General features: G+C 59.6%; 22 protein-coding genes. 14 read left to right on the top strand and 8 right to left on the bottom strand.

The annotated features are described in order from the left end of the window. Positions 1–46: 46 nt before the first annotated feature. The 4 genes from IPK17_RS05050 to IPK17_RS05035 form a co-directional block, all read right to left on the bottom strand. Complete coding sequence (locus IPK17_RS05050) at positions 47–1,366, bottom strand: CpaE/TadZ family protein (RefSeq protein ID WP_343416569.1); 1,320 nt, start codon at positions 1,364–1,366, stop codon at positions 47–49. 43 nt (positions 1,367–1,409) lie between these two features. Beyond that, the gene (locus tag IPK17_RS05045; RefSeq protein ID WP_343416568.1) at positions 1,410–2,534 is read right to left on the bottom strand and encodes an SAF domain-containing protein; all 1,125 of its coding nucleotides are present in this window, start codon (positions 2,532–2,534) and stop codon (positions 1,410–1,412) included. Between the two features lie 251 nt (positions 2,535–2,785). Continuing rightward, the gene (locus IPK17_RS05040; protein WP_343416567.1) at positions 2,786–3,760 is read right to left on the bottom strand and encodes a sensor histidine kinase; all 975 of its coding nucleotides are present in this window, start codon (positions 3,758–3,760) and stop codon (positions 2,786–2,788) included. Between the two features lie 3 nt (positions 3,761–3,763). Next, complete coding sequence (locus IPK17_RS05035; RefSeq protein ID WP_343416566.1) at positions 3,764–4,504, bottom strand: response regulator transcription factor; 741 nt, start codon at positions 4,502–4,504, stop codon at positions 3,764–3,766. Positions 4,505–4,722: 218 nt separating this feature from the next. On the opposite strand from IPK17_RS05035, the gene pgeF reads away from it, so the two are divergent. From pgeF to IPK17_RS05010, 5 genes are all read left to right on the top strand, one after another. Further along, entirely contained in the window at positions 4,723–5,493 is a 771-nt protein-coding gene (pgeF, locus tag IPK17_RS05030) for a peptidoglycan editing factor PgeF (RefSeq protein ID WP_343416596.1), read from the top strand. Then, on the top strand, positions 5,490–6,197 hold the full coding sequence (locus IPK17_RS05025; protein WP_343416565.1) for a YggS family pyridoxal phosphate-dependent enzyme: 708 nt from the start codon (positions 5,490–5,492) through the stop codon (positions 6,195–6,197). Before pgeF ends, IPK17_RS05025 begins: the two co-directional genes overlap by 4 nt. Positions 6,198–6,206: 9 nt before the next feature. Then, positions 6,207–6,440, top strand: a complete 234-nt coding sequence (locus IPK17_RS05020; protein ID WP_343416564.1) for a YggT family protein — start codon at positions 6,207–6,209, stop codon at positions 6,438–6,440. 146 nt (positions 6,441–6,586) lie between these two features. Then, positions 6,587–6,907, top strand: a complete 321-nt coding sequence (locus tag IPK17_RS05015) for a DUF167 domain-containing protein (RefSeq protein WP_343416563.1) — start codon at positions 6,587–6,589, stop codon at positions 6,905–6,907. A gap of 71 nt (positions 6,908–6,978) precedes the next feature. Beyond that, the gene (locus tag IPK17_RS05010; protein ID WP_343416562.1) at positions 6,979–7,440 is read left to right on the top strand and encodes a DUF8738 domain-containing protein; all 462 of its coding nucleotides are present in this window, start codon (positions 6,979–6,981) and stop codon (positions 7,438–7,440) included. Here the strand turns inward: IPK17_RS05010 and IPK17_RS05005 are convergent. The 4 genes from IPK17_RS05005 to IPK17_RS04990 all read right to left on the bottom strand — a co-directional run bounded on the left by IPK17_RS05005 (position 7,418) and on the right by IPK17_RS04990 (position 11,138). Next, positions 7,418–7,669 (bottom strand): EamA family transporter, encoded by a 252-nt coding sequence (locus tag IPK17_RS05005; protein WP_343416561.1) that lies wholly within the window; start codon positions 7,667–7,669, stop codon positions 7,418–7,420. The genes IPK17_RS05010 and IPK17_RS05005 overlap by 23 nt on opposite strands. A 5-nt stretch (positions 7,670–7,674) precedes the next feature. Continuing rightward, on the bottom strand, positions 7,675–8,355 hold the full coding sequence (locus tag IPK17_RS05000; RefSeq protein ID WP_343416560.1) for a DMT family transporter: 681 nt from the start codon (positions 8,353–8,355) through the stop codon (positions 7,675–7,677). A gap of 85 nt (positions 8,356–8,440) precedes the next feature. Further along, complete coding sequence (locus IPK17_RS04995; RefSeq protein ID WP_343416559.1) at positions 8,441–9,796, bottom strand: HEAT repeat domain-containing protein; 1,356 nt, start codon at positions 9,794–9,796, stop codon at positions 8,441–8,443. Next, entirely contained in the window at positions 9,732–11,138 is a 1,407-nt protein-coding gene (locus tag IPK17_RS04990; protein ID WP_343416558.1) for a hypothetical protein, read from the bottom strand. The genes IPK17_RS04995 and IPK17_RS04990 overlap by 65 nt, the downstream gene beginning before the upstream one ends. 229 nt (positions 11,139–11,367) lie before the next feature. On the opposite strand from IPK17_RS04990, the gene IPK17_RS04985 reads away from it, so the two are divergent. The 9 genes from IPK17_RS04985 to IPK17_RS04945 all read left to right on the top strand — a co-directional run bounded on the left by IPK17_RS04985 (position 11,368) and on the right by IPK17_RS04945 (position 22,857). Continuing rightward, positions 11,368–12,972: a hypothetical protein gene (locus IPK17_RS04985; RefSeq protein WP_343416557.1), complete on the top strand. Its 1,605-nt coding sequence runs from the start codon at positions 11,368–11,370 to the stop codon at positions 12,970–12,972. Beyond that, positions 12,962–13,393: a hypothetical protein gene (locus tag IPK17_RS04980; RefSeq protein WP_343416556.1), complete on the top strand. Its 432-nt coding sequence runs from the start codon at positions 12,962–12,964 to the stop codon at positions 13,391–13,393. Before IPK17_RS04985 ends, IPK17_RS04980 begins: the two co-directional genes overlap by 11 nt. Beyond that, positions 13,330–14,532: a putative glycosyltransferase family protein gene (locus IPK17_RS04975; protein WP_343416555.1), complete on the top strand. Its 1,203-nt coding sequence runs from the start codon at positions 13,330–13,332 to the stop codon at positions 14,530–14,532. The genes IPK17_RS04980 and IPK17_RS04975 overlap by 64 nt, the downstream gene beginning before the upstream one ends. 931 nt (positions 14,533–15,463) lie before the next feature. Then, on the top strand, positions 15,464–16,726 hold the full coding sequence (locus IPK17_RS04970) for a hypothetical protein (RefSeq protein WP_343416554.1): 1,263 nt from the start codon (positions 15,464–15,466) through the stop codon (positions 16,724–16,726). Then, positions 16,693–17,013 (top strand): YfhO family protein, encoded by a 321-nt coding sequence (locus IPK17_RS04965; RefSeq protein WP_343416553.1) that lies wholly within the window; start codon positions 16,693–16,695, stop codon positions 17,011–17,013. Before IPK17_RS04970 ends, IPK17_RS04965 begins: the two co-directional genes overlap by 34 nt. Further along, the gene (locus tag IPK17_RS04960) at positions 17,014–18,432 is read left to right on the top strand and encodes a sugar transferase (protein ID WP_343416552.1); all 1,419 of its coding nucleotides are present in this window, start codon (positions 17,014–17,016) and stop codon (positions 18,430–18,432) included. Between the two features lie 130 nt (positions 18,433–18,562). Further along, the gene (locus tag IPK17_RS04955; RefSeq protein ID WP_343416551.1) at positions 18,563–19,783 is read left to right on the top strand and encodes a hypothetical protein; all 1,221 of its coding nucleotides are present in this window, start codon (positions 18,563–18,565) and stop codon (positions 19,781–19,783) included. Further along, positions 19,737–21,299 carry a glycosyltransferase family protein gene (locus tag IPK17_RS04950; RefSeq protein WP_343416550.1) on the top strand — a complete coding sequence of 521 codons (1,563 nt, stop codon included), beginning with the start codon at positions 19,737–19,739 and terminating at the stop codon, positions 21,297–21,299. The genes IPK17_RS04955 and IPK17_RS04950 overlap by 47 nt, the downstream gene beginning before the upstream one ends. Continuing rightward, positions 21,289–22,857, top strand: a complete 1,569-nt coding sequence (locus IPK17_RS04945) for a glycosyltransferase family protein (RefSeq protein WP_343416549.1) — start codon at positions 21,289–21,291, stop codon at positions 22,855–22,857. The genes IPK17_RS04950 and IPK17_RS04945 overlap by 11 nt, the downstream gene beginning before the upstream one ends. Positions 22,858–22,896: the final 39 nt, after the last annotated feature.

Below are 22,896 nucleotides of genomic sequence, written 5' to 3'. Positions count from 1 at the left end.
TTTTCAATGCGTTTGAGTAATGACATACACTGCTCTCCCTAACCCACTAACGACGGCCAAACCCGATCTTGGAGGACTTCTTCTTATCATCGTTGTCCTGTGCATCCTGATCCGCCGGGCCGCCCATCAGCATGATGTCCATCTGCTCGGCAAAACTGATCAGTTCTTTCACAGGGGACTTGGTACGTTCTTTAGACGCGATGACCGGAATACCCTTGTTGACGGCACTCAGGATCATCTGTTCGCCAATCGGGATTTTCGCTATCGCCTGTCGCTTGATGTACTTCTCAATCGTCTCGGTAGGGATAGTGACCCGATCACGCGCTCGTTCGTCTTCTACCTTGTTCAACACGAAGAGCGTCTTTTCGGGCGCGTAGTTCATCTTGTCGAACAGGTCGAGGACGAAGCGTGAATTCTTGACACTGGCCAGCGTTGGCGTCGCGACTAGCACAATCTTCGAGGCGATATCCGTCAGTGAGAGGAGCTGTTCGTCAATGCGCACGTTGGTATCTACGACGATGAAGTCGTAGCCACCGGCGATTTTTTCGATGATGCGCGACACGGACGCCGGAACCGACTCGATATCTTCCGCATATTCGGGGCGCTGCGGGCCGAGCAGGACTTTCAAGCCGCTGTCGTGCGTCGACACCACACTGTCGAAGAAATCCGGATCGAGATCGTCGATTTTGCTGACAAGGTCGAGCAGGGTGGATTGGGATTGCAGTTTGAGGAACACCCCAACATCCCCGAACTGCAAGTCAGCATCGACCAGCAGCACGCGGATACCTTTTTTCATCAGACCGGAAGCGAGGTTAGTCGCCAGCATGGTTTTGCCAGTACCGCCCGACGGGCTGTACACAACGATGATGTGGCCAGCCCGGACGATGCCATCGGCATCATCCGCGCTGGTGGCTTTGGCGGGCGTGACCTGCATCGGCATGTCCGCCATCTGGCGCGCCTGCCGACGGATCGCGTCGGTGCTCCGGTAAACCTCGCGGATGGTGTTATACAGCTCATCCGGCGTAATCGGCTTGCCGAGGAACTGACGCGCCCCGGACTGCATCGCCTTGCGCATATAGTCCATGTCGGTCTGGACGGACATCATGATGACGGCGGTCGTCGGCAGCGCCTTCGTGATTTCGCTCGTCGCCTTGATGCCGTCCATATCCGGCATGTTGATGTCCATGATCACGATGTCGGGACGCGTTTCCATTGCTGCCTTGATCGCTTCGCGCCCCGTACCCACCGATCCCACGACTTTGAATTCCTGCTCTTCGAACGCGAGCAGCTTCTTAATATTCTCGCGGGTTTCGGGGATATCATCAACGATTAGTACGTTGATGATGTCTCCTGGTTTATTCGACATAGGCTTTATCTCGCCGTTTCTAGCTTAAGTTCCACCACTACCATCAATCGGACAGGCTGATCAAACCATCGGTCACCAGTTGGCGGATACTACGGATGGCGGGTTCGATGCCAAACGGTCGCTTACCGGGGAGTGTAATCCCGTATTGACCCATCACGTAATCAAGCGTGACTTCGGTCGTTGCCGTGCGGGCCGTTGCGCTCGCCGAGCGCAGCGCCAGCGTGATCGGAATACGCGCTTCGATCATCCATGTGATTACGACGGCTTCCTGCGGCGTCACACCCAACGTGATGATGTCGGGGCGGGGCGGGAGCGGCGTGGGGGGTGGCGGTGTGCCATCCTGTCCATCGGCGTTGTCATCCGGAACGGGAGTCGGCGTGGGCGGTACACCAATGAAGCGACCGTCATACGGGAAGTTACCCACATGGACGACGAGCGCATCTTGAATCGTGCGTTGGGTCACCAGCCGCGGGCGCTGACGTTCGCTCGGCGCGACGATCACGGAGCCGAGGCTCGTGCTGTCGGGGCGACCTTCGATCGGGTCCAGCAGTTCGATACCTTCGTCCGTGACACGGAACAGCCGCAGACTATTCGGCAGGATGCTCTGGAAGTCTTCATCCATGTCGACGAACAGCAGCGAAATGATCAGGTCGACGCGGTCACCGTCCTGCGGAGCATACGCGATACCCGTGAGGCGATCCATCGGAATCGAGACGGCGACGAGGTCTTCGGGCAGCACGGCGGCTGCATCCGAACCGACACGCGCCGCACCCGTCAGGTCATCGACGACCATATTGGAGAGGATCGGCTGTTCGCGGAAGATATCGGTCCGCGCCCGCTTGCCGATGACATCATCCATATTGGTGACGCCGTTGAAAGGGGCAACCGACTGCGGCCATGGGCGCAGCTGAATTGCGTTCGGCGGGATGACCATACCGCGCGGGATTTCCTGCACGGCGACCACAATATCTACGAACACGATCGGCGTCGCCGTGGGCAGCGGAGTTTCTGCTGGGTTCTGTACCTCTTGAACGAGAACCTCACCGGGACCCGGCGTAGCTTGAACCTGCGCAGTTGGCTGATTGAGGCCCGGTATTACCACCGCCACCACGATTGCGACCACAATGATCAGAATGGCAATGATCAGAAAAATACGTAAACGTCCCATAAAAACTTGCCTCCGTTGGGATCAATGGAGTGTGCGAGTACGCAGCACTAGTTAAAAAATTAAGCGAGGATCAAGCGCAAAGAGCCTTTACGTTAGTGTATAGTGAAGGGTAATACACCTCACTAGGCCTAATGTACTGGACTGCACTCAATCGCTGGTGGGCAGCTCAATACGGACAGACGTGCCATCCGTTTCACCGCTGACGATACTGACCGACCCTCTGATCAACTCGAATTTCTCTTTGAGTGTGATCAAGCCCTGGATGCGGGGTCTTGGCTGTGGCTTTCTTCGTTGGAAAAAGCTGATTCAGTATCAAAGCCACGACCATTATCGTCAACGACGACCTTGACCACGTTGTTACCAATGTCCAGACGGATGCTGATCTCGTTCGCATTCGCATAATCGCGCGCGTGCCCCATCAGCTCCTGAATACCACGGAAGATCATCACTTCGCGGTGAGTTTGCAGTCGCCGTTCTTCGCCGAGAATGTCCAGCTTGATCTGAATGTCATTCTTCTCACGGAAGGAATCGACGTACCGGCGCACCGTGGGAATCACGCCGAGATCATCCAGCATCATCGGGCGCAGATCAAAGATGAAGTCGCGCACTTTCTGGAAGGTAGTGCTGGCGACGTTCGTCAGGTTATCCAGCTCTTCGGCGGCGCGTGCCGGGTTGCGATCAAACAGGCGCTGGCAGATTTCCGCTTGCAGGATGAAATTGGTGAGCGACTGGGCTGGGCCATCGTGCATTTGACGGGCAAGGCGTTGACGTTCTTCTTCCTGCGCCTGAATCACACGCACAATATTGATCGGGCCTTTGGTGGCCGCGTCTTTGGTCTCGTCCGCATGCTGCGGCAGTTCTTCGATCCCTTGCAGGCGACCCAAGAGCTGTGAATACATCTGCTGTTCGCGCTCCAGATATTCACGCGTGCTCTGAAACTTCTCGAGCTGTCCACGCATAGTTGTCAAGCGAAAACGCGCCTCAATGGCTTCATCATATTTGGTGCGGATGTCCTGACGGGGGACTGTTTCCAGATTATCTTTGATCGTGTTCAGTTCGGTGAAGATATCGGCGTTGCGCGTTTGTTCACGCTCGACGACGTTCTGCGTCTGATCAATCTGGATTTTGAGTTCCGTAAGTTTATCGCGGATTCGCTTAAGTTCAGCGATCAGCATGTCTACCAATTCATCGCGGGCACGGGTTTCGCCGCGTAGTTCTCGATCCATCGCTTACCCTTTCGCGGAAGAACTTTTTTGACCTTCACCGTGAATGCGAACCCACCCGTTACGCAGCGCGTGAACGGCGGCTTGCGTACGATCCTGAACGTTGAGCTTCTTCAGGATCGAGGTCATGTGGTTTTTCACGGTTTGTTGACTGATCTTTAGGCGGTTGGCAATTTCTTTGTTGCTCAACCCATTGGTGACGAACTCGAGTATTTCCATTTCGCGGGGGCTAAGGGGGATGTAGTGTTCATCGGGGTCGATGATGTAGGGGGCGTTCATGGTTTCCATCCGGTTGTTGATCCACGCATGGAGCTGATCAGCATCCATCCGTTGATTTCCGACCAGGTAGTAACCTGCAGCCGCCGCGCGAATGATGTCGACGAGATCATCTGCTGTAATATCTTTGGGGCAGTAGGCGGACGCACCAGCACGCATGGTATGGAGTACCTGCTCAGAGTCGTGGTAGGCGGTCAGCATGACGACGGCGATGTGCGGCGCTTCTGACTTGACTTGGCGCGCCACCTGTAAACCGTTCATCGACGGCAAATTGACATCCAGAAGAACGACATCTGGGCGCAGACTTTGCGCTTGCTGCAATGCTTCTTGACCGTCAGCGCACTGTCCGATAACGGTAATATCATCTTCCGAATTGAGCGCGATCTGCAAACCCTCTCGGAAGAGGGGATGGTCATCGACGATCAACACGGAGATTATCTGCGGTGCGCGGCGCTCTCTGCGATCAATCATGAAGTGTGCGGCCTGCTATTCCTATGAACAGCCTTCCGCCCCTCCTTTCCCTGTCCGATCTTTGGATTATCAATGTGTCTCGCTCACGTTTATTGGAAGTATAACGCTATATTGGTCTACTCAGTATAGCGATAAAGGTTAAGGTTAACAAACCGTATCGTTACACAACTGCGAGAGGGTATAATATTGGCAGGTTGTGGAGGTGGCAGTTGGAACGAGTGACACTCGACGGACTGACGTATTATCGCTTTGCGTGGGCGGGCGTCAGGCATGGCGTTTTCACGCGGCAGGGTGGGGTGAGTCGCGCACCGTTTGCGTCGCTGAATCTGGGCGGCAATGTGGGCGACGATCCCAAAGCCGTACGCCAGAATCACGAGCGGATGTATGCAACGCTCGGTGTGGATGATGCGCAAGCGTGTACCGTGTGGCAGGTTCACAGCGCCGATGTCGTTATCGCCAACCGGCCGGTGACCGGTCGACGGTGGTTAGCGCATGCCGACGGCCTGATGACTGATCGTGTCGGCCTTCCCTTATCGATGCGCTTCGCCGACTGTACGCCGATTCTGTTTCACGACCCACGGCAGGGCGTGATCGCTATCGCCCACGCGGGCTGGCGCGGAACCGTGCAGGGCATTGCCGGGACGGTGATCCGTGCGCTGGTCAATGCCTATGGTTGCAATCCGGCGGACATTCACGCCGGGATCGGCCCGGCGATTGGTCCGAATAGATATCAGGTCGGCGCGGAAGTAGTTGCCGCCGTGCAGGAACATTTCGGGACGACCGATGGCTTGATCCGGCGCGATCCGGCAGATGGCACGGCCTATCTCGATTTGTGGGCGGCGAATAAGCTCGATCTTGAACGGGCGGGCGTGACCGCTGAGCATATCGAAGTGGCTGGTCTGTGCACCGCCGAACATGTCGACGAATTCTTCTCGCATCGGCAGGAGAAAGGAAAGACCGGGCGCTTTGGCGCGGTCATCGCTTTATGAGCATTGCGGAGAACATTCAGCAGGTTCGCGAAACAATCGCGGCCGCGTGTGTCCGGGCAGGGCGCGATCCGGCGTCAGTGACGCTCATCGCCGTGAGCAAGACGCGCCCGGTCGAGATGATTCTCGCAGCCGTGGCGGCGGGCGTGCAACATTTTGGCGAGAATCGCGTAGAAGAAGCTGAGTCGAAGATTCCACAGGTGAACGTAGCGGCCACCTGGCACATGATCGGTCACATTCAGAGCCGGAAGGCGAAGGATGTGCTGCCACTGTTCAATGTGGTGCATTCGGTGGATCGTTTCAAGCTGGCTGAGAAGCTGGCGCGCGCGGTGGTTGAGCGTGGCGGCAGGCTGGACGTGCTGATCGAGATCAACATCTCGGGCGAGGAAAGCAAAGGTGGCTTGCCCGCGTTCGGCTGGCAGACTGACCCCGCGGTGCGTGCCGCCGTGTGGGACGAGATCCGCCAGATCAGCGCCTTGCCGGGGTTGAAGGTCCGCGGATTGATGACGATGGCGCCGATTGTGCCGACAATGGAGGCAGCGCGCCCGGTCTTTGTAGGCCTGCGTGAACTACGTGATCACCTGTCGGCGTCGCTGGGTGTGTCCCTGCCAGAATTGAGCATGGGCATGACCGATGATTATCCGGTCGCAGTGGAAGAAGGTGCGACCATGGTTCGAATTGGTAGGGCGATCTTTGGAGAGAGGTAGAGGGAAATCGTGATCCTGATCTATTATGCGCTGTTGATCTTTGAGCTGATCCTGTTGGGGCGCGTGTTGATGAGCTGGCTGCCGGGTCTGGATCGCTCGCATCCGATTGCACGGTTCTTGATCGATGTGACGGAGCCGGTGTTAGCGCCGATTCGCAAGGCACTGCCGGATATGGGCGGGTTCGATTTCAGCCCGTTGATCGTCTTCCTGATTCTTCAAGTGCTGATGCAGGTGCTGTTCTAAAACAGCTAAGGCGGGGACGCGCATGGCCGCGTCCCCATGAAATCTCAATTCTGTGATAATTCGCATGAGAGCTTTACTTGTTCAACAATAAAGCCCGTGATACGATTGACGTATGATAGGCGATAAATCTGTGAAGAGACAGGCCCATGCCCAACAATCGCAAGTTTGAGATCACCGATGCTCGGAGCGGCGCTGCGATCACCGTCCGGGTTGTCACGCAAGCAGAGAAGACTGAATTTGTGGGAATCCAGGAAGACGGTGAACACAAAGTCGTCAAGATTCGCTTGACCGCGGAATCGGCAGGGAGCGATGAGGCCAACGAGGAAGTGCTTGAGGCACTGGCGTTCCGTCTGGAAATCTCCATCAACCGGCTTGAGATTGTTGCGGGCGCCAATGGTCGGGATAAGCTGGTCACGATCATGGGCTTGAACAGCGAACAGGTCGACGAACTGCTCACCAATCCATAACTATGAGTCGCTCTAGTCTCATTCTCGCCCTCATTCTAATCCTGGCTGCTTGTTCCAGTGAGAACACGCCTGTGCCAACGGCTTCGCTCATACCGGCGACGCTGACGGATGTGCCTACTTCCGTGCCGCCGACGCACACGCCTGCTGGTCTGCCTGCGCCCGCTGACATGGTGCCGACGCACACGGCGACGCCCGCCTCCGGCGCGGCGTTGATCGCGCAAGACCCGGTTGCGAATGCACTCGTGGGTATTGCGCAGCGCGAAGTCGCGCAGGAACTCGACGTACCCCAGCAGCGCGTGGAACTCATCGAAGTGATCGCCGTAACATGGACAGACAGCGCGCTCAACTGTCCGCTGCCCGATCAAACGGTCACACCGATGGAGGTCGGCGGCTATCGCATCCTGCTCGAAGCGGGTGGACGGGACTATGTGTTCCACACCGATTTTGACCGCGTCGTGCGCTGTGACCTCGCTAATGAAGCGCTGCCGACCGCCGAATCTACGTTTGAAGTCACCCCGGAGACAACACCCTAGTTGTCTCCGGTTCTTTTTCCAGCCGCATCAACACCACCGCCGCTAGAATCACCAGACTGCCGACAATCTGTACGCTGGTCATCCGTTCGCTGAGAAATAGATACGCCTCAAGTGTGGTCAAGGCGGGCTCTAAGGTTGCGATCAAGCTGGCCGTGCTGGCGGGCAGGTAATTCATGGAGGTGTTGTACAGCCCAAACCCAAGCAGGGTCGGCCCAAACGCGAGCAGCATGAGGATCAGCCAGCCCGGTGTCGGGAGGTCGGGTAACAGGTTGACGACGCTTCAGCCGTGCCGGGCAACCCCGGCAGCAGGTTGAACAGACCCGTGAAGAGCGCGGCAAACGCGAACGAGTAGAACAGGGAAGTCCACGTGTTCAGACCACGCTGCGCCGCCGTTTTCCCCAGCAGATTGTAGCCTGCGAACAGCACCCCAGAGCCTAATCCGGTGACCACCCCCAACGGATTGATGTTCCACATCTCTGGACTGTAGGCGTTGGACACCAGTACACAGCCAACCAAACTGAGTATAACTGCCACTATTTTGGGCAGGCGCAGCGTTTCCTTTAGCAACCACCACGCGAAGACGGCGGTAAACGCCGCTGAACTATAGCCGAGGACGGTCGCCACAGCCGCTCCATTGGCCTGCACGGACAGTGTCCAGATGGAATTGCACAGGGCCAGCCCCAAGCCATAGAGGCTGTAAAAGCGCAGTCGAACGCGATCAATGCGGAGGAGGGAGCGGCGGAAGAGTATTAAGGCTGGGAATAAGGCCACGCACACCAAGAGATTGCGCCAGAAGGCCAGCAGCAGCGCCGGGAATGCGTAGGTGCTGATCAGATAGCTGATCAGAATTCCCGTCGTCGACCAGATCGTTATGCCGACCAGGCCGATCAGATAGCCTTTGGTTAAGCGTGACATTGAGAGCCCGACTCAGTGGGTGGAGGCAGCGCGCCAGCGTAAATGACTAAGCAACAGGCGATCCGCCACCGGATCGCCTGTTGGGTTACACGGCGGAGGGTAATTTCTCGCCGAGCATTTGCTGCAAGTAGGCCAGCGACCGGTGGGCGGCAGCGCGCACTTCGTCGCGTCCGTCACGGAGCGCGACATACAGTGATTTGATGTTTGTGACCATGCCCAACTGGCCAAGATCCAGTGCTGCCAACTGCTTAATACCCGGTTCGCCTTCCTGCAAGGCGCGGAGCATCATCTGAATAGCCGCGTCAGTCGTCTGGATTTGCTCGCCTTTCTCCGCGGCCCAGTCTTGCAGCCATTCGATCGTTTCCGGCTTGGGATAGCCGACCGTGGGGTTCGTCACCTTGCCGTATTGAATTTCCTGAAAGGCTTCCTGAGCGGCCGAGCGGACATACCACTGCTCATCTTCGAGGAAGGCGCGGTAAATGGCGATGAGCGCCCAGGTGGTGCGGATGCGGCGCAGACCGAAGATCGACGCGCGGCGCAGGAGCATATCATCAGAGTTGGCGCCTTCGTAGATCATCTCGTAGCCGTCGTTGGGCAGGGCGGCGAAGGCTTCGGCCATGGCGCGGCGCAGCGGTTCGGAGCCTGCCACGAACGCTTCGACCATCGCCGAGAGGGCATCTTCCGTGCCGATTGCGCCGAGACCCATGCCCGCTGCCAACTGCACATCTTCTTCCTGATCGTTGAGCAGGGGCAGCAGGTCTTTTTGCCCTTCGGGTTCGGCTAGTGCGCCTAAGCCGAGGCAGCCGAGCCGCCGCGTGACGGGGTCGGCCTTGCGCACGGCGCGCCGGAAGGCGACCAGTGTATTGCGGTCGCGGCCATCGATCAACGCGGCGGCCGCGCGTTCGCGGATGAGCGGGTACTGGTTGGGCTGGGTGAGCAGCGTCCCCAACTGCTTGATCAAGGCGCCGCGCCACTGCACATCCGGTGGGGCATAGGCCAGCCAGCGCGCCATATCGATTAAATTGTCGTTGAGCAAATCGGGCGCGGCTTTCATACGTTCCGCCACTACGCGATCCAGTTTGACGTGGAGAGCGCTGTAGGCGATCGCGGGTTGCCACGCGGTAGCGTTGAGTTTTGCCGGAATATCTTCTGGTTTGAGCGTCAGGCTGGCGAGGTACGCCGCGATGATGGGCGAGCGGAAGGTGTAGCGGTTGCCTTTCCAGTGGAACAGCACACCATTGCGCTTGAGCGTGGTCAGCAGCCGACCCTGCACGGTGGTTTCCGTGTCGTCTTCGGCTTCACCCTCTTTGCCTTTGCCCCGTTTGCCTTTAGGGGGCGCGGCGGGTTTTGCCTCAAGTTCTGGTTCGGGAATGGCGTCACCGTCGGGGGGCGCGTCGCCGACTTCGGTTGTGCCGAGGGCCAGTGCTTGCAGTCGCGCCACGGTGATGTAGCCTTCGTCGAGCTGGAGCGCGGCGAGGGGCGCGATTTGCGCGATGAGTTCGGCGCTGACCTTGTGGCGCTTCAGGTAAGCGCAGATCCAGCCCTTCCCGCGCCGATCGTTTCGGTGTCGTCGGCGTAGGTCCCCAGATTTTCAGCGTTGCTTCCAAGGTGGACAGCCCACGGGTATGCGCGCGGGCGATCACCTGCTGATCATCGGCGGGTTTGCTGGCTTTGCGGTTGCCCATCTTGCGCGCCGTCTGCACCCAGGTCTCCGCCCAATGGAACGCGTCTCGTTCGATGTCGAGATCGCTCCACGGGCGCAGGAACACGGGCGTAAAGCCGAGGTTCGTCAGAGTGCCGTAGCCTTCGGCGGGGCCGACGACGATGAAGAAGTTGTTTTTGTATTCCTGCAGCATTCCGTTCAGCCACGAGAGCGCAAACGGACGTTCGGACTCCGGGAGATCGTCGAAACCGTCGATCAGAAGCAGCACCTGCCCCTTATTGAGTCGGTTGTAGAGCTGGCGCGGAATCGTGCTGGCGGTCACCCGGCGGACGGTGTGCTGCACCGCGCGCACGATTAATTCGGCGGGGTCGGCTTCCTGACCGTGTTCCGAACTCTCCAGGTGCAGATCAGAGAGGTGCAGGTACAGCGGCATCAAGCGGCGGAACAGGGGGATTTCGTTCTTGACCTGCTCATCTGCCGCGGCTTCGTAGTTTTCGCCCTGCGCATTGGCGAGGCGTTCTTTCGCCTTCTGCTCGATCACGATGCGTTCTTTGATGCGCACAGCCCGCTCTTTTTCGGCGAGCTGGGCTTCAGCCGCGTCCAATTTCGCCTGAACCTTGTCTGGCGGCGGTTGAAAACGGATGCGGTTGAGCGCGTGCAGCGCGATCGCTTGTAGGGCGGTGGTGCGGCCGCTCCCCGGCAGACCGAGCAGCGCAATCGCGTGATCACCGAGCGCGAGATCGTCAATGCTCAGGGTTTGCACCTGATACGGCGCGTGCAGATACGGGTGATCATGGATCGTCGGCACAACGCGGTAGATGTTGTAGGCGAGATCCTCGCTGGGGCTGGCAAATTCAGGTTCGGGTAAAAATCGCGGTTCAACCAATACGCTCGACAACTTGACGAACTGCCCCGCGATATGCGATGTTTCGCAGCGTTCGATCAAATCGGAGATGTAGCGGCTGTCTGCGCTGCGGGTCGCCGATTTCTGCACGTTTTGCGCGCCTTGCCCCGCCGCTTCTCTCAGCGCCTTGATTTGGTGGCGCGATCGATAAATGACGTAGGCACTCAGCCAACCCGCCAGCAAACCAACGCCAAAACTCTGACCGTTAAACTCCATCGCACTCGCTCCTCTAGCCAGCCAGTCTCCCTCATTGTAACGGGGGAATGGGTTTTTACGTAATTGAGTTTGAACAATTCGTTTGGATTCCTTGAGATTAATGCCAAACGACTTCCATCTACAATGGTATTCATGCAGCGCAGCACGAAAATGCGGTATATTCTCAGCGGGAGCATCCATGCCTCAGATAACGTGGTCAGAACCCACCACATCGATTAGGATAAATTCGATGCAATCACGACAGGCTGTCCACATCATCGCCTCAGAGTGGCGGTGGGTGATCATTGTCGCCAGCGGTTTGATTCTGCTGGCGTTCGCCCCTTTACTCTGGATGGCCTTGACCGGGACATCGGACTGGCAGTTTATGGGGGCGCTGCATAACTACCTTGATGGCGCAACCTACCTCTCGAAAATTGTTCAGGGTGAGCGCGGCATCTGGTTGACGTTCTTCCAGCACACGCCAGAAAATTATCCAGGCGCTTTCATGCAGGCCATTTACCCGCTGCTCGGTCATGTCTCCCGGATCATGAGCGTGCCGCCCATGGTGATTTTCCACGTGGCGCGGGTGTTCGCGGCGCTGTTTATGTACATCAGCCTGTATCAACTGGGCGCAGCGGTCTGGACGAAGATTCGGGCGCGGCGCGTGTTCTTTATCATCGCCTCACTAGGGTCGGGGTTGGGTTGGCTGTTCATGCCGGTCTTTCAGGATGTCAGCTTCCCCGATATCACCGTCCCCGAAGCCTACCCGTTGTACAGCACTTTTGTGAACGTCCATTTCCCGCTGACGATTGCGTGTCTCGCGCTGCTGGTGGGTTATTTCATCATGGCGTTTCGACCCGGCGCGGATCAGGATCCGTCGCTCGACCGGGCTGTGCCGGTCATGGCGATCCTCAGCGTGGCGCTCGCTATCCTCTATCCACATGCGTTGGTGCCATTCGGCGGGGCGCTCGCCGTCTTCGCGTTGTTCGATTGGCGAGATCACCGGCGGTTGTCGCCGCGCCTCGTTCGCTATCTGCTGGCGCTTGGGCTGCCCGCACTGCCAATTGCGGTGTACTATGCGTTGATCGTGACCTACAACCCCGGTTTCGCGGAATGGAATCGCCAGAACGTGAATCCGGCGCCTGCTCCGCTCATGCTCTTGATCGGCTTGGGCCTGCCGCTGCTGATCGGTATCCCGGGGATCATTCGCGGTTTGCTGCGCTTTGAGCGCGATGGGGATCGGCTGGTCGTCCTGTGGCTGATCGCGATGCTGATTGTGATGTACCTGCCGACCGGAGCCGGGCGGCGCTGTTCGGTCGGCATGATGTTGCCGATTGCCTATTTTGCGACGCGGGCGGTCGAGGATGTGTGGATTTCGCGCATCAGCCGCCGTGTGCGTTCGTATGTGTTTGCGCTCGTCATCCCCTTGATCGCTGTGAGCCAGATCTTCGTGCTGTTTCTGCCCGTGACGCTGCCCGCCCTCAGCGGTGATCCGGGAACGGCGCTCGGCGTGTTTCTCGAACACGACTACTATGTCGCCTACCAGTGGGTGAACGAGCACAGTTCCAGCAGTGATGTAGTGCTGGCCTCGCCCGTTGTCAGCGCCTGGATTCCCGGTTGGGCAGAGACGCGCGTCGTCTATGGTCACCCGTTTGAGACGCTCAACGCGGCGGTGAAGCGTCAGCAGGTGCTGGATTGGTACGCGGGCACGGGCGACTGCACCGCCATCCTCGATGAATACAACGTGCGCTATGTGCTGTACGGCGTGGAAGAAGCCAAGTTTGGCGCCGCGCCGTGCCGCGATCAACTGAACGTCGTCGCCGAAATTGGCGGTGTAACCGTGTATGCGCGGTGATCTTCGCTCCGGAGTGTCAACTGATGCGCGTCGCGTTCAACTCCTGCTGATCGGGTTGGGCGCGGCATTTCTCCTCCTCGCGGGGCTCAAGCCGCGCGGGTTTGCCTTATATCCCCGGCGCGCGTTTCTCCGATGCGGCGACATCGCACTGGGGGCAGCGCTGTTCTTGCAGCGCTCCGTCCTACGCGATGGTGAATTCCCTTTCTGGCGTGAGACGATTTTGGGCGGTCAGCCCTTCGCGGCCAATCCGTTGAACAAAACCGCCTATCCGCTGCAATGGCTGGCGCTGCTGCTGCCGCCCGCGCTGCACATCAACGTGTTGATCGTCTTGCATTTGCTGATCGCCGGGGCGGGCATGTGGCTGCTGGCGCGCTCGCTCGAACTCGGCGTGTGGGCGGCGGGCGTGAGCGTCATCGCCTAGTGCTGTCGCCGCGCATGATCGGGCATCTCGGGGCGGGGCATATTGATATTGTGTATGCGCTGGCGTGGCTGCCGTGCTTGCTGTGGGCGGTGAAATGTGCGGCAGCGGGATCGCGGCGCGGCTTGTGGGCGACCGGTGTGTTCGCAGGCTTGATGTTCCTCGCGGATGTGCGCCTCAGCTTGTTTGGCTTGGCGCTGGCGGCGGCGTATGGGGTTTTGGAAATCATCCGTAATCGGATGAGGTACAGCTCGTCCCTACTAAACATGGCCTCCTTACTGCGTTTCTTCCTCCCTGTCATCCTGTTTCTGCTGATCGCGTCGGCCGTGATCATTCCGCTGTGGCTGTGGAGCCCCTACCTCACCCGCGCCGCGCTGACCGCCGCCGATGCAGGCGTGTTCGCGCTGCGACCGGAATACTTGCTGGGCGTGCTCATCCCACAGGCGCATCGCAACGTCGAAGTGCTGACCTATCTCGGCCTCGTGCCACTGATCTTGGCGGTTATCGGCGCGGTAACGGCGCGTCGGCACGTATGGTTTTGGCTGATCGCGGCGCTGATCGCTGCTCTATATGCGCTCGGTTCAAATGGGTTTCTCTGGAATACCCTCACGCAGATCATTCCATTTCTGCTGTGGTTTCGCGTGCCGTCACGGGCTTGGCTGATCGTGACGCTGATCGTCGCGTTGCTGGCGGGCTATGGTGCGGAAAGGCTCAAACGGCGACCGCTGCAAATCGGCATGCTGCTGATGATCATCACGTTGGAACTGACGCTGACGGGGCGAGCTTGGCTCGAATGGCGTGGCGAGGAGTACTGGTTGCCCGAGTCTCAGCGCGAACTGGCTGAAACTCTGATCGCGGACGGCGTAGATCGCGTCTATTCGCCCACGTACAGCCTCGAACAGCAAGTCGCGGAGCTGTACGAAATTGAGTTGTTCTATGGCGTCGATCCGTTTCAACTGCGCGATTACGTTGGAGCAATTCAGGGTGTTGGGGGAGTCGCGTTTGAGGGTTACAGCATGGTGCAACCGCCGCTGATTGGCGTGGTAGGCGAGGATTTCTCGACCGCAAATCGCAGAGCGCAGCCCGACACGGTCTGGATGTGGTATCACGGTGAGTCACGTAATCGCTGCATATCCCATTGAAAATCCGCGCTTACACTTCGTCGTTGACCTCAACGGTGTCTATTTGTATGCGAACGGAGATTATGCGCTGGTGTCAGGTTGCCCGATGGACGGCTATTGGCGAGACGATGATGCTCGCCCATTCCACAGCGTAACACTGCTTGTCACGGTGGGCGCGTTTCTAGCGCTCCTTTTGGGAACATTTCTCACTTTGAGGGCCAAAGACTGATGACTCGACGACTGAAGTACGCGCCCTTACTGCTGTTGGCGCTCACGCTCGTGATTCTGTATTTCCCGGTGCTGCGCGGCGAAATCTTCTACTGGGGCTTGCCGACGCTGCAATTCTACCCGTGGCGGCATCTCGCCGCTGAACTGCTGCGCGATGGCATTCTGCCGCTGTGGAATCCCTACAATGGGGCGGGTGCTCCGCTGCTGGCGAACTACCAGTCGGCGCTGCTGTATCCGGCAAGCTGGATTAGCTTCGTGCTGCCGCTCGAATGGTCGATGAGCTTAACGGCTGTCGTCCACCTGTGGATTGCCGGGTGGGGCATGTGGCGCTTGACCGGGCGGCTCGGCGTGTCGGACTTAGGCCGCGGCGTGAGTGTGTTCGCCTTCGCGCTGACCAATTACCTTGTCGCGCGGCTGTTCACCTTTCCGATCATCGAGGCGGCGGCGTGGCTGCCGTGGATCGCTTGGGCGGCGCTCGGCGTGCTGACGACCGGCAAGCGGCGGCGGTCGCGTGGTTGGCGTTGTTCGCGGCGCTGCAGCTGCTGGCGGGGCACGCACAGACGGCGTGGTACAGCTTCGCGCTCGTCGGGTTGTTCAGCGTGTGGTGGACGGTGTTACCCCCGGTCACGATCGCCAGCCCCCCGCGCTCAACGGGAGAGGGGAGCCCCCCCGGGCCCCGCTGCGCCTGTTCGCCGTGATCCTCGCGCTGACGTTGGGCGCGGGCGTGGCGACACTTCAGCTGGCGCCTACCGCCGAACTGCTCGGCCAGTCGCAGCGCGGCGAAGGCGTGGATTTCGACTTCGCCATGAACTTCAGCTATGCCCCGGCGCGGGCGCTGAACTTTCTCGCGCCGACGATCTTCGGCACGCCAGCCGATGGCAGCTACTTCACGCAGGGGGCGTACTTTGAGGATGCGGTCTACATCGGCTTGATTCCGCTGATCAGCGCGTTCGCGGCGGTCTTCGCGTGGCTGCGGCGGCGTAAGGCGGCGCTCCCCGTCTATCGCACCGTCCCATTCTGGTTGATCATCGTGGTGATCGGCTTCATCTTTGCCTTGGGCGCAAATACCCCGATCTTCCCATTCTTCTACCGTAACATCCCGACGTTTGACATGTTCCAGGCGCCCGTGCGCTGGCACTTGTGGACGGTCTTCGGCTTGAGCGTGCTGGCCGGGATCGGCGCGTCGGCGTGGGGACGCGATTTCCGCACGCGGCGCTGGGCGAAGCGGACACTGGTCGGCAGCCTCGGCGCGTTGATTTTGCTGCTGGTCGGTCAGCCGTTTCTGGGGATTGGCAATGAACCGTTAGGCATTCTATCGCGCGGGCTGATAAGTGTTCCCCTGTTCATCACGGCGGCGGCGCTCCTCACGCTGACGCAGCCGGGCGGCGGCAGTCCGCGCTACGGGCGCTGGGTGATCGCCGTGCTGGTGGTGATCGCCGTCGATTTAGGGATCGCATCGTGGGGACTCAACCCGACAATAAGTGCTGAAACGTTGTGGTCAAACACCGTTGCCTACGAAAGAGGCTTAAGCCCGAGGACATTTCGCGCTTTTGTAGACCGTCGGGAGGAGGAACGTGTCAAATTCGACTGCCTGTTCCGCTTTGACGACTACCGTACCGACTTTAACCGCTGCGCCATAAAACTTGTTTGGCTTCCAAACGCAAATATCTACATCCATACTCCTCTTATAAACAATTTCGATCCTCTGCTGGTAGCGCATTTCAGCCAATTCTATCAATTGGTAGGCGATGGAATACCGGTTGACGTGGCAGATGCAGCGAATATCGCGATGCAGTACTACTCCGACGGGGCATTTCCCCTGTACGTGACGAACGCTGCACAGGCGCGTTTTGTAGAAAGTGCGTGTTGGCACTCGACTCAACCTGATATGGAGGCTGCGCTTGTCGATTTGGACATAAGCCCGTCGCAGATTCATATCCTCGGCGATGCGGGTTGTCCAGAGACGATCCTACGCCAGACGATGTAACCGTCAGCGTGACGGATGCGGTCAACACGGTGACGATCTCGGTGAATGCGCCGCGCATGGGCTGGTTGTACCTCGCCGACACGGACTATCCGGGTTGGAAAGCGACCCTTGACGGCGAGTCTGTCCCGATTTATCGTGCGAATTTGATGTTTCGCGCTGTGCAAGTGGATGCCGGGCTACACGAGGTCGTGTTCCGCTATGAACCTGCTTGGGCAGCGCCCGCACTGTTGATCACGGTGGTGTCGCTGGTGATACTGTTGTTCCTGTTCAGACTGGCGGATGACTAGATGGGAAATTCGCGCCGTTCACGGCGTCCACAACTGCAATTTTCCGAACGCAAGCTGCTGCTGGCAGTGGGCGACATTGTGGCGGTTTTCCTCGCCTGCTTGATCGCGCTGTTCATCTGGACGCTGGTCGCACGCTACCGCTTCACACTGGCGTTTGTCCTCCCACAAAGCCCGTGGTTCTTCGCACTGGCGGTGCTGTGGTTCGCGCTGGCGAGCGCCAACGACTTCTACGATCTGCGCATCGCGGCGAATCGCAATCACACGCTCCAGCGTTTGCTGATCATCACTGCGCAAACGTGGATCGTCTACATGGTGGTCTACTTCTTGTCGCCACCGCGCGAACTGCCGCGCCTGTTCATCATTTACTATGGCGTGGTGTCGTTCGCGTTGATCACTGCGTGGCGTTTCTTCCGGCCGTTCTTGCTCGGTTGGGCCAGTGATCCGCGCCGAACACTGATTCTCGGTACAGATTGGACGGCGGGCACGATCATCGAGGCGCTGCGCGAACATACGCCGGATTATCGGGTGCTCGGCTTGATCGGGCAGTCGGAGGACGTCGGCAAGGTGCTGTATGGCGTGCCGGTACTGGGGACGGCGGCAGATTTACCTAACTTCATCAGCCGCGATCAGGTGAGTGAACTCATCCTCACGGAAGCGAACAAGCTCCAGGGCGAGACGTTCCAGCACGTGATGGAGGCCTATGAAGCGGGCGTGACGCTCATCACCATGCCGCTGTTGTACGAGCGCATCACAGGGCGCGTCCCGGTCGAGCACCTCAGCGACGATTGGGGCGTGATCTTTCTGCCGATCAAGAATACGCAGGGCCTATTCGACCCGTACCCGCTGATCAAGCGGGGGTTTGATATCCTCGTGGCGCTGGTCGGGCTAGCGATCTTCGCGCTGCTGCTGCCGTTCATTGCACTGGCGCTCTACCTCGATCTGCGCGGGAGCATCTTCTTCACGCAAGAACGCCTCGGCATGCACGGCTCGGTTTTCCGCCTGTACAAGCTGCGCTCGATGATTCCTGATGCCGAAGCGGCGACCGGGGCGGTCTTCGCCCAGAAGGGCGATCCGCGCGTGACGCGGGTGGGGCGGTTTATGCGCAAATCACGCCTCGACGAAGTGCCGCAGTTGTGGAACGTGCTGCGCGGCGACATGAGCCTGATCGGGCCGCGTCCCGAACGCCCGGAACACGTCGAACGGCTGACGGAGAAGATTCCGTTCTACCGCACGCGCTTGATGATGCGTCCCGGCCTCACCGGGTGGGCGCAGGTGCGCTATCCCTACGGCTCAAATGATGAGGATGCGCTCGTCAAACTGCAATACGACCTGTACTACATCCGCAACCAGTCAGTGCTGCTGGACGTGAACATTCTGCTGCGCACCGTCTACCGCGTCGTGACCCTCAGCGGGGTGTAGGCATACCGGTGTAGGCGCAAGGCGCGCCTTACCCTACGCCTAACCCCGCATTGGCAATTTCTAAATATTGTACATTCCCATCTTGCCTGTAATATGAAAGCAGTGACTTAAACGATTCGGATCGCTCCCTTTGACTCAGTCTTACATCCACAAGCCTCAATCCCGCCTCACTCGCCTCACCATTGAGCGGGCGGCGGCGATCATCATTTTCGTGCTCTTGTTCGCGCTGGCAGCGCGCATCCCCGTCGATACCGATACGTGGTGGCACATTCGCAGCGGCGAATGGACACTCACGCACGGCATGATCTACGCCGATCCGTTTTCGTCGACGTTCAACGGCCAGCCGTGGATCAACCACAGTTGGGGCGCGCAGATCATTCTGTACGGCGTATGGCAGGTCGGCGGCGCGTTCGGCCTCGCGGTCTATATGGCGGGGCTGGCGACGGCGGGCATGTATTTTGTCTACCGCATGGCTGAGGGAAACACCTACCTGCGCGGCTTCACGTTGATCCTCGGCGCGGCGACAGCGGCGGTCTTCTGGTCACCGCGCCCGCAGATGATCTCGTTTTTCCTGAGCGCGGTCGTGCTGTATCTCTTGTTCCTGTATAAGCGCAAAAAGATCGACCGCCTGTGGCTGCTGCCCATCATCATGGGCGTGTGGGGCAATCTGCACGCGGGTTTCAGCATCGGCTTGATCTTCATGGGCGGCGTGATCGCGGGCGAAATCTTCAATAACCTGTTCAACCGCCAAGCCGAACATATTGTTGCCTGGCGCGGCGTCGGTAAGCTGATCGGGATTGCGCTCTTGTCGGTCGCGGCGCTGGTGATCAATCCGTACGGGCTGCAAATGCTCGCCGTGCCGTTCCCGACCGTGAGCATTGGCGCGCTGCGGGCGTACATTCAGGAGTGGAATCCGCCGAACTTCGCCGGACGGGAAACGTGGCCGTTCCTCGCCCTGCTGATCGGCGTGGTGGTTGCGGCCATAGCGGATCGCCGCCGTTTCGACTGGACGGAAGTCGTCCTAGTGCTGGGAACGGCGTTCATGGCACTGACGGCGGGGCGGAATATCGCCGTGTTTGCCGTGGTCGCTACGCCGATTCTGACGTATCACGTCGTCTCTCTGCTGCAAAAGCGCGGTTGGACGCTCCGCCCGATGACGCGGGTCAGTCCGCTGATTGCGCGGCTCAATCTGCTGCTGGTGATCGTCGTGCTGCTCGGCGCGGCGGCGAAGGTGCTGCTCGTGCTGGATACCAAGATGGTCGATGCGGCGTTTCGCGATGTGCTGCCCGTGAGCGCGGTCGAGTATGTGCGCGACAATCCGCCCAGCGGGCACGATGTTCAACAGCTATAACTGGGGCGGCTATCTGCTGTGGGCGCTGCCGGATCGACCCGTGTTTGTCGATGGGCGCACTGACCTGTACGGCGATGCCTTTTTGCGGCGCTGGCTGGATGCCGCGACCGGTGGGGACGGCTGGCGCGACCTGTTCGCCGAGTACGACATCGGTTTCACGGTCATTGAGACGGGGAGCGGGTTAGCGACCCTGCTGGCCGCTGAACCGGGCTGGCGGCTGGCGTACAGTGACGATCTGGCGTCGATCTACGTGGAGGGAATCATGATCAAAGACCGCGACGCGCTGTCCCTGACGGGCTTGCTGGCGGATTTTCGCCTGCTGATTACGCTGTTTCTCGCCTTCCGCCTGCTGTCGCTGCTCGCCTACCAGCCGATGTTCGCGGCCGGGTTCGAGCGCGGCGTCACGGCGGGCGGCGACTTCTTCTACTACTTCCAGTTGGGATCATTCGCGCGGGAAGGGCTGCTGCCGTTCCGCGACTGGTGGAGCGAGTTTCCACCGCTTCCGGCGTTTCTCAACTCGGTGATCGCGGTCGGGTTTGGTGGCAATGGCTACCCCGGTTTCGCCATCATCTTCGGCGTGATTATGACGCTGTTCGACCTCGGCAACCTCGTGCGGATGCGGCAGATCGGGTCGAAGCTGCACGGCGCGAATACGGGGATGGCGCTGGCGTGGATTTACGCGCTCAGCCTCGCGCCCGCTGTGTTCATCTGGTGGAACTTCGAGCCGATGGTGGCGTTTTTCCTGCTGTCAGCACTGTGGGCGCTGCTCAATCGCCGTGATGGGCGCTCGGCGGTCTGGGCGCTGGTCGGCGCGCTGACCAAGTTCACCCCGGCGATCATTCTCGGCGCGGTCTGGCGCTATCGTTCGCCCAAGAAAGCGTTCCGCTACAGTTTGATCACGCTCGGCGGCTTCGCGCTGGTGTATCTGCTGCTGTTCGCGCAGAATTCCGTCATGACGATCCCTTCGCTGACAGCGCAGTTCAACAAGGCGTCATATCAAACGGTGTGGGCGCTGCTGGATGGCAACTACACGACCGGGAACTTCGGCGCGGCGAATGAGCGGCTTGACCCGGCGAACGCCTATCGGGTCAACGGCAACCCGGCGGTGATCCCCGGCGTGGTGCGCTTGGGTGCGGCGGCGCTGATCGGCGCGTTCATCTTCTGGCGCACGAAACGTTTTGATGATCGCGGGTTGGTCGCGTTTACCACGCTTACGCTGTTGATCTTCTTCCTGCAAGCGCAGGGCTGGTCGCCGCAGTGGCTGGCGCAGATCGTGCCGCTGCTGCTGTTGTGTTTCCCCACGCGTAACGGTGTGACGCTGATTGTGCTGCTCAGCGGTTTGGTGTTCATCGAATACCCGTTCCTGTTCATCCGCACGGGCGACACAGGCGGCGTGATCACCGGGTCGCTGATGACGCCGTTCGTCGGCTTGGTGATCGGCCGCACGCTGCTCCTTGTCATGGTGTGCGTAGCCCTATATCGGCGGCTGCGGGTGGCGATGCCCGATGAGCAGTAAAGCGCCGCGCGCTGTCAAAACACCCCGCGAAACCTTGCTGTTCGGGCTGATCGCACTGGTGCTTGCCTGCCTCATCGTCTACGGATTCGTCGGCGCGCCGGGCTACACTGACGTCTACTATCACTTCAACGCGGCGCAGCGGTTGGCAACAGGATTCGGCTTGACCGATACCTACTTGTGGACGTACATCGGCGCGCCGGACACTTTGCCCGCGCCTTCGCATCTCTACTGGATGCCGATCACGTCAATCCTCGCAGCGGTGAGTATGTGGCTGACCGGATCGACCAGCTACGCCGCCGCGCAGATCCCGTTCGCGCTGTGTCTGGCCGGGACGGCGCTCGTCGCGTTTCAACTGGGTTGGCGCGGGTTGAAGCACCGGCGCGGCGCGTGGCTGGCGGGGCTGCTCACGCTGTTCAGCGGTTTCTATACCCGCTACTGGGGTGCGATCGACACTTTTGCCCCTTACGCGTTGATTGCTTCGCTTGCCCTGTATGCGTTCGGTCTGGCGCTGGAGTCACCGGCATCCAAACGCTGGTGGCTGATCGCGGGCGCGCTGGCGGCGCTGGCGCATCTCACCCGTGCTGACGGTTTGCTGCTGATCGGCCTGGGCGGGCTGCTGGCTGTGTGGCTGATCATTGAGCGACGGCTCACGTTACGAGTGGGCATCGTTCGCGGATCTCTCCTGCTGGCGGCGTACCTCGTCGTGATGCTGCCGTGGTTCGCGCGCAACTGGATCGCCATTGGGTCGCCGCTGCCCTTGGGGGGCACACAGGCGATCTGGTTTGACGAATACGACGACCTGTTCAGCTATACACCGGACGCGTCTCCGTCCACGCTTGGCCTTGAGGGTTTCATCAACTCGCGGCGTGAGGCGCTGGTCAACAACTTTGCGACCTTCGTCGCCGTCGAAGGCTTGATAGCTATGTCGCCGTTCATGCTGCTTGGCGTGTGGCGTCGGCGGCGCGATCCCGATTGGCGCCCGTTCTGGGTGTATGCGCTGCTGCTGCACGTGGCCATGACGTTCGTGTTTCCCTATCCGGGGTATCGCGGCGGGCTGTTCCATTCGGCGGCGGGGCTGATCCCGTTCTGGACGGTGCTGGGTCTCGCTGGCATCGACGATGCGGTGGGGTGGGTGGCGAAACATCGCCGCCGCTGGCAGCCGCAGGTCGCCAAAGTGCTGTTTTCGTTTGGGCTGCTGGCATTGGGCGTCATACTGAGCCTGCAAACGGGTATGGCCGGACGCATCGCCGCCAGCGACACGATCCCGGCGCTGTATGAGGAACTGCAAGCGCACATCCCCGCAGATGCCCGTGTGCTAATCAATGACCCGGCAGCGCTCTACTATTTCACGGGCTACGGCGGCGTGGTCATCCCAAATGGTGACGCGGACGCTGTACTGGCGATCGCGCAGCAGTATGCTGTGCAGTATCTTGTGTTGCAGGCCGGCGGCATGACCGACGAACTCGCGCCGCTGTACGACGCGCCGCCCGCTTTCTTGACTCCGATTCCGCTCACCATCCCTGACGTGAGGTTGTATGCGATCACGATTTCGCCCTGAAGACGCGCTGCTGCTGCTGGTTGCCCTGCGCCCTGACGG

Source organism: Candidatus Flexifilum breve (assembly GCF_016713355.1).
Note: the sequence above shows the minus strand (reverse complement) of the source record. Positions and strands in the feature narration are given on the sequence as shown.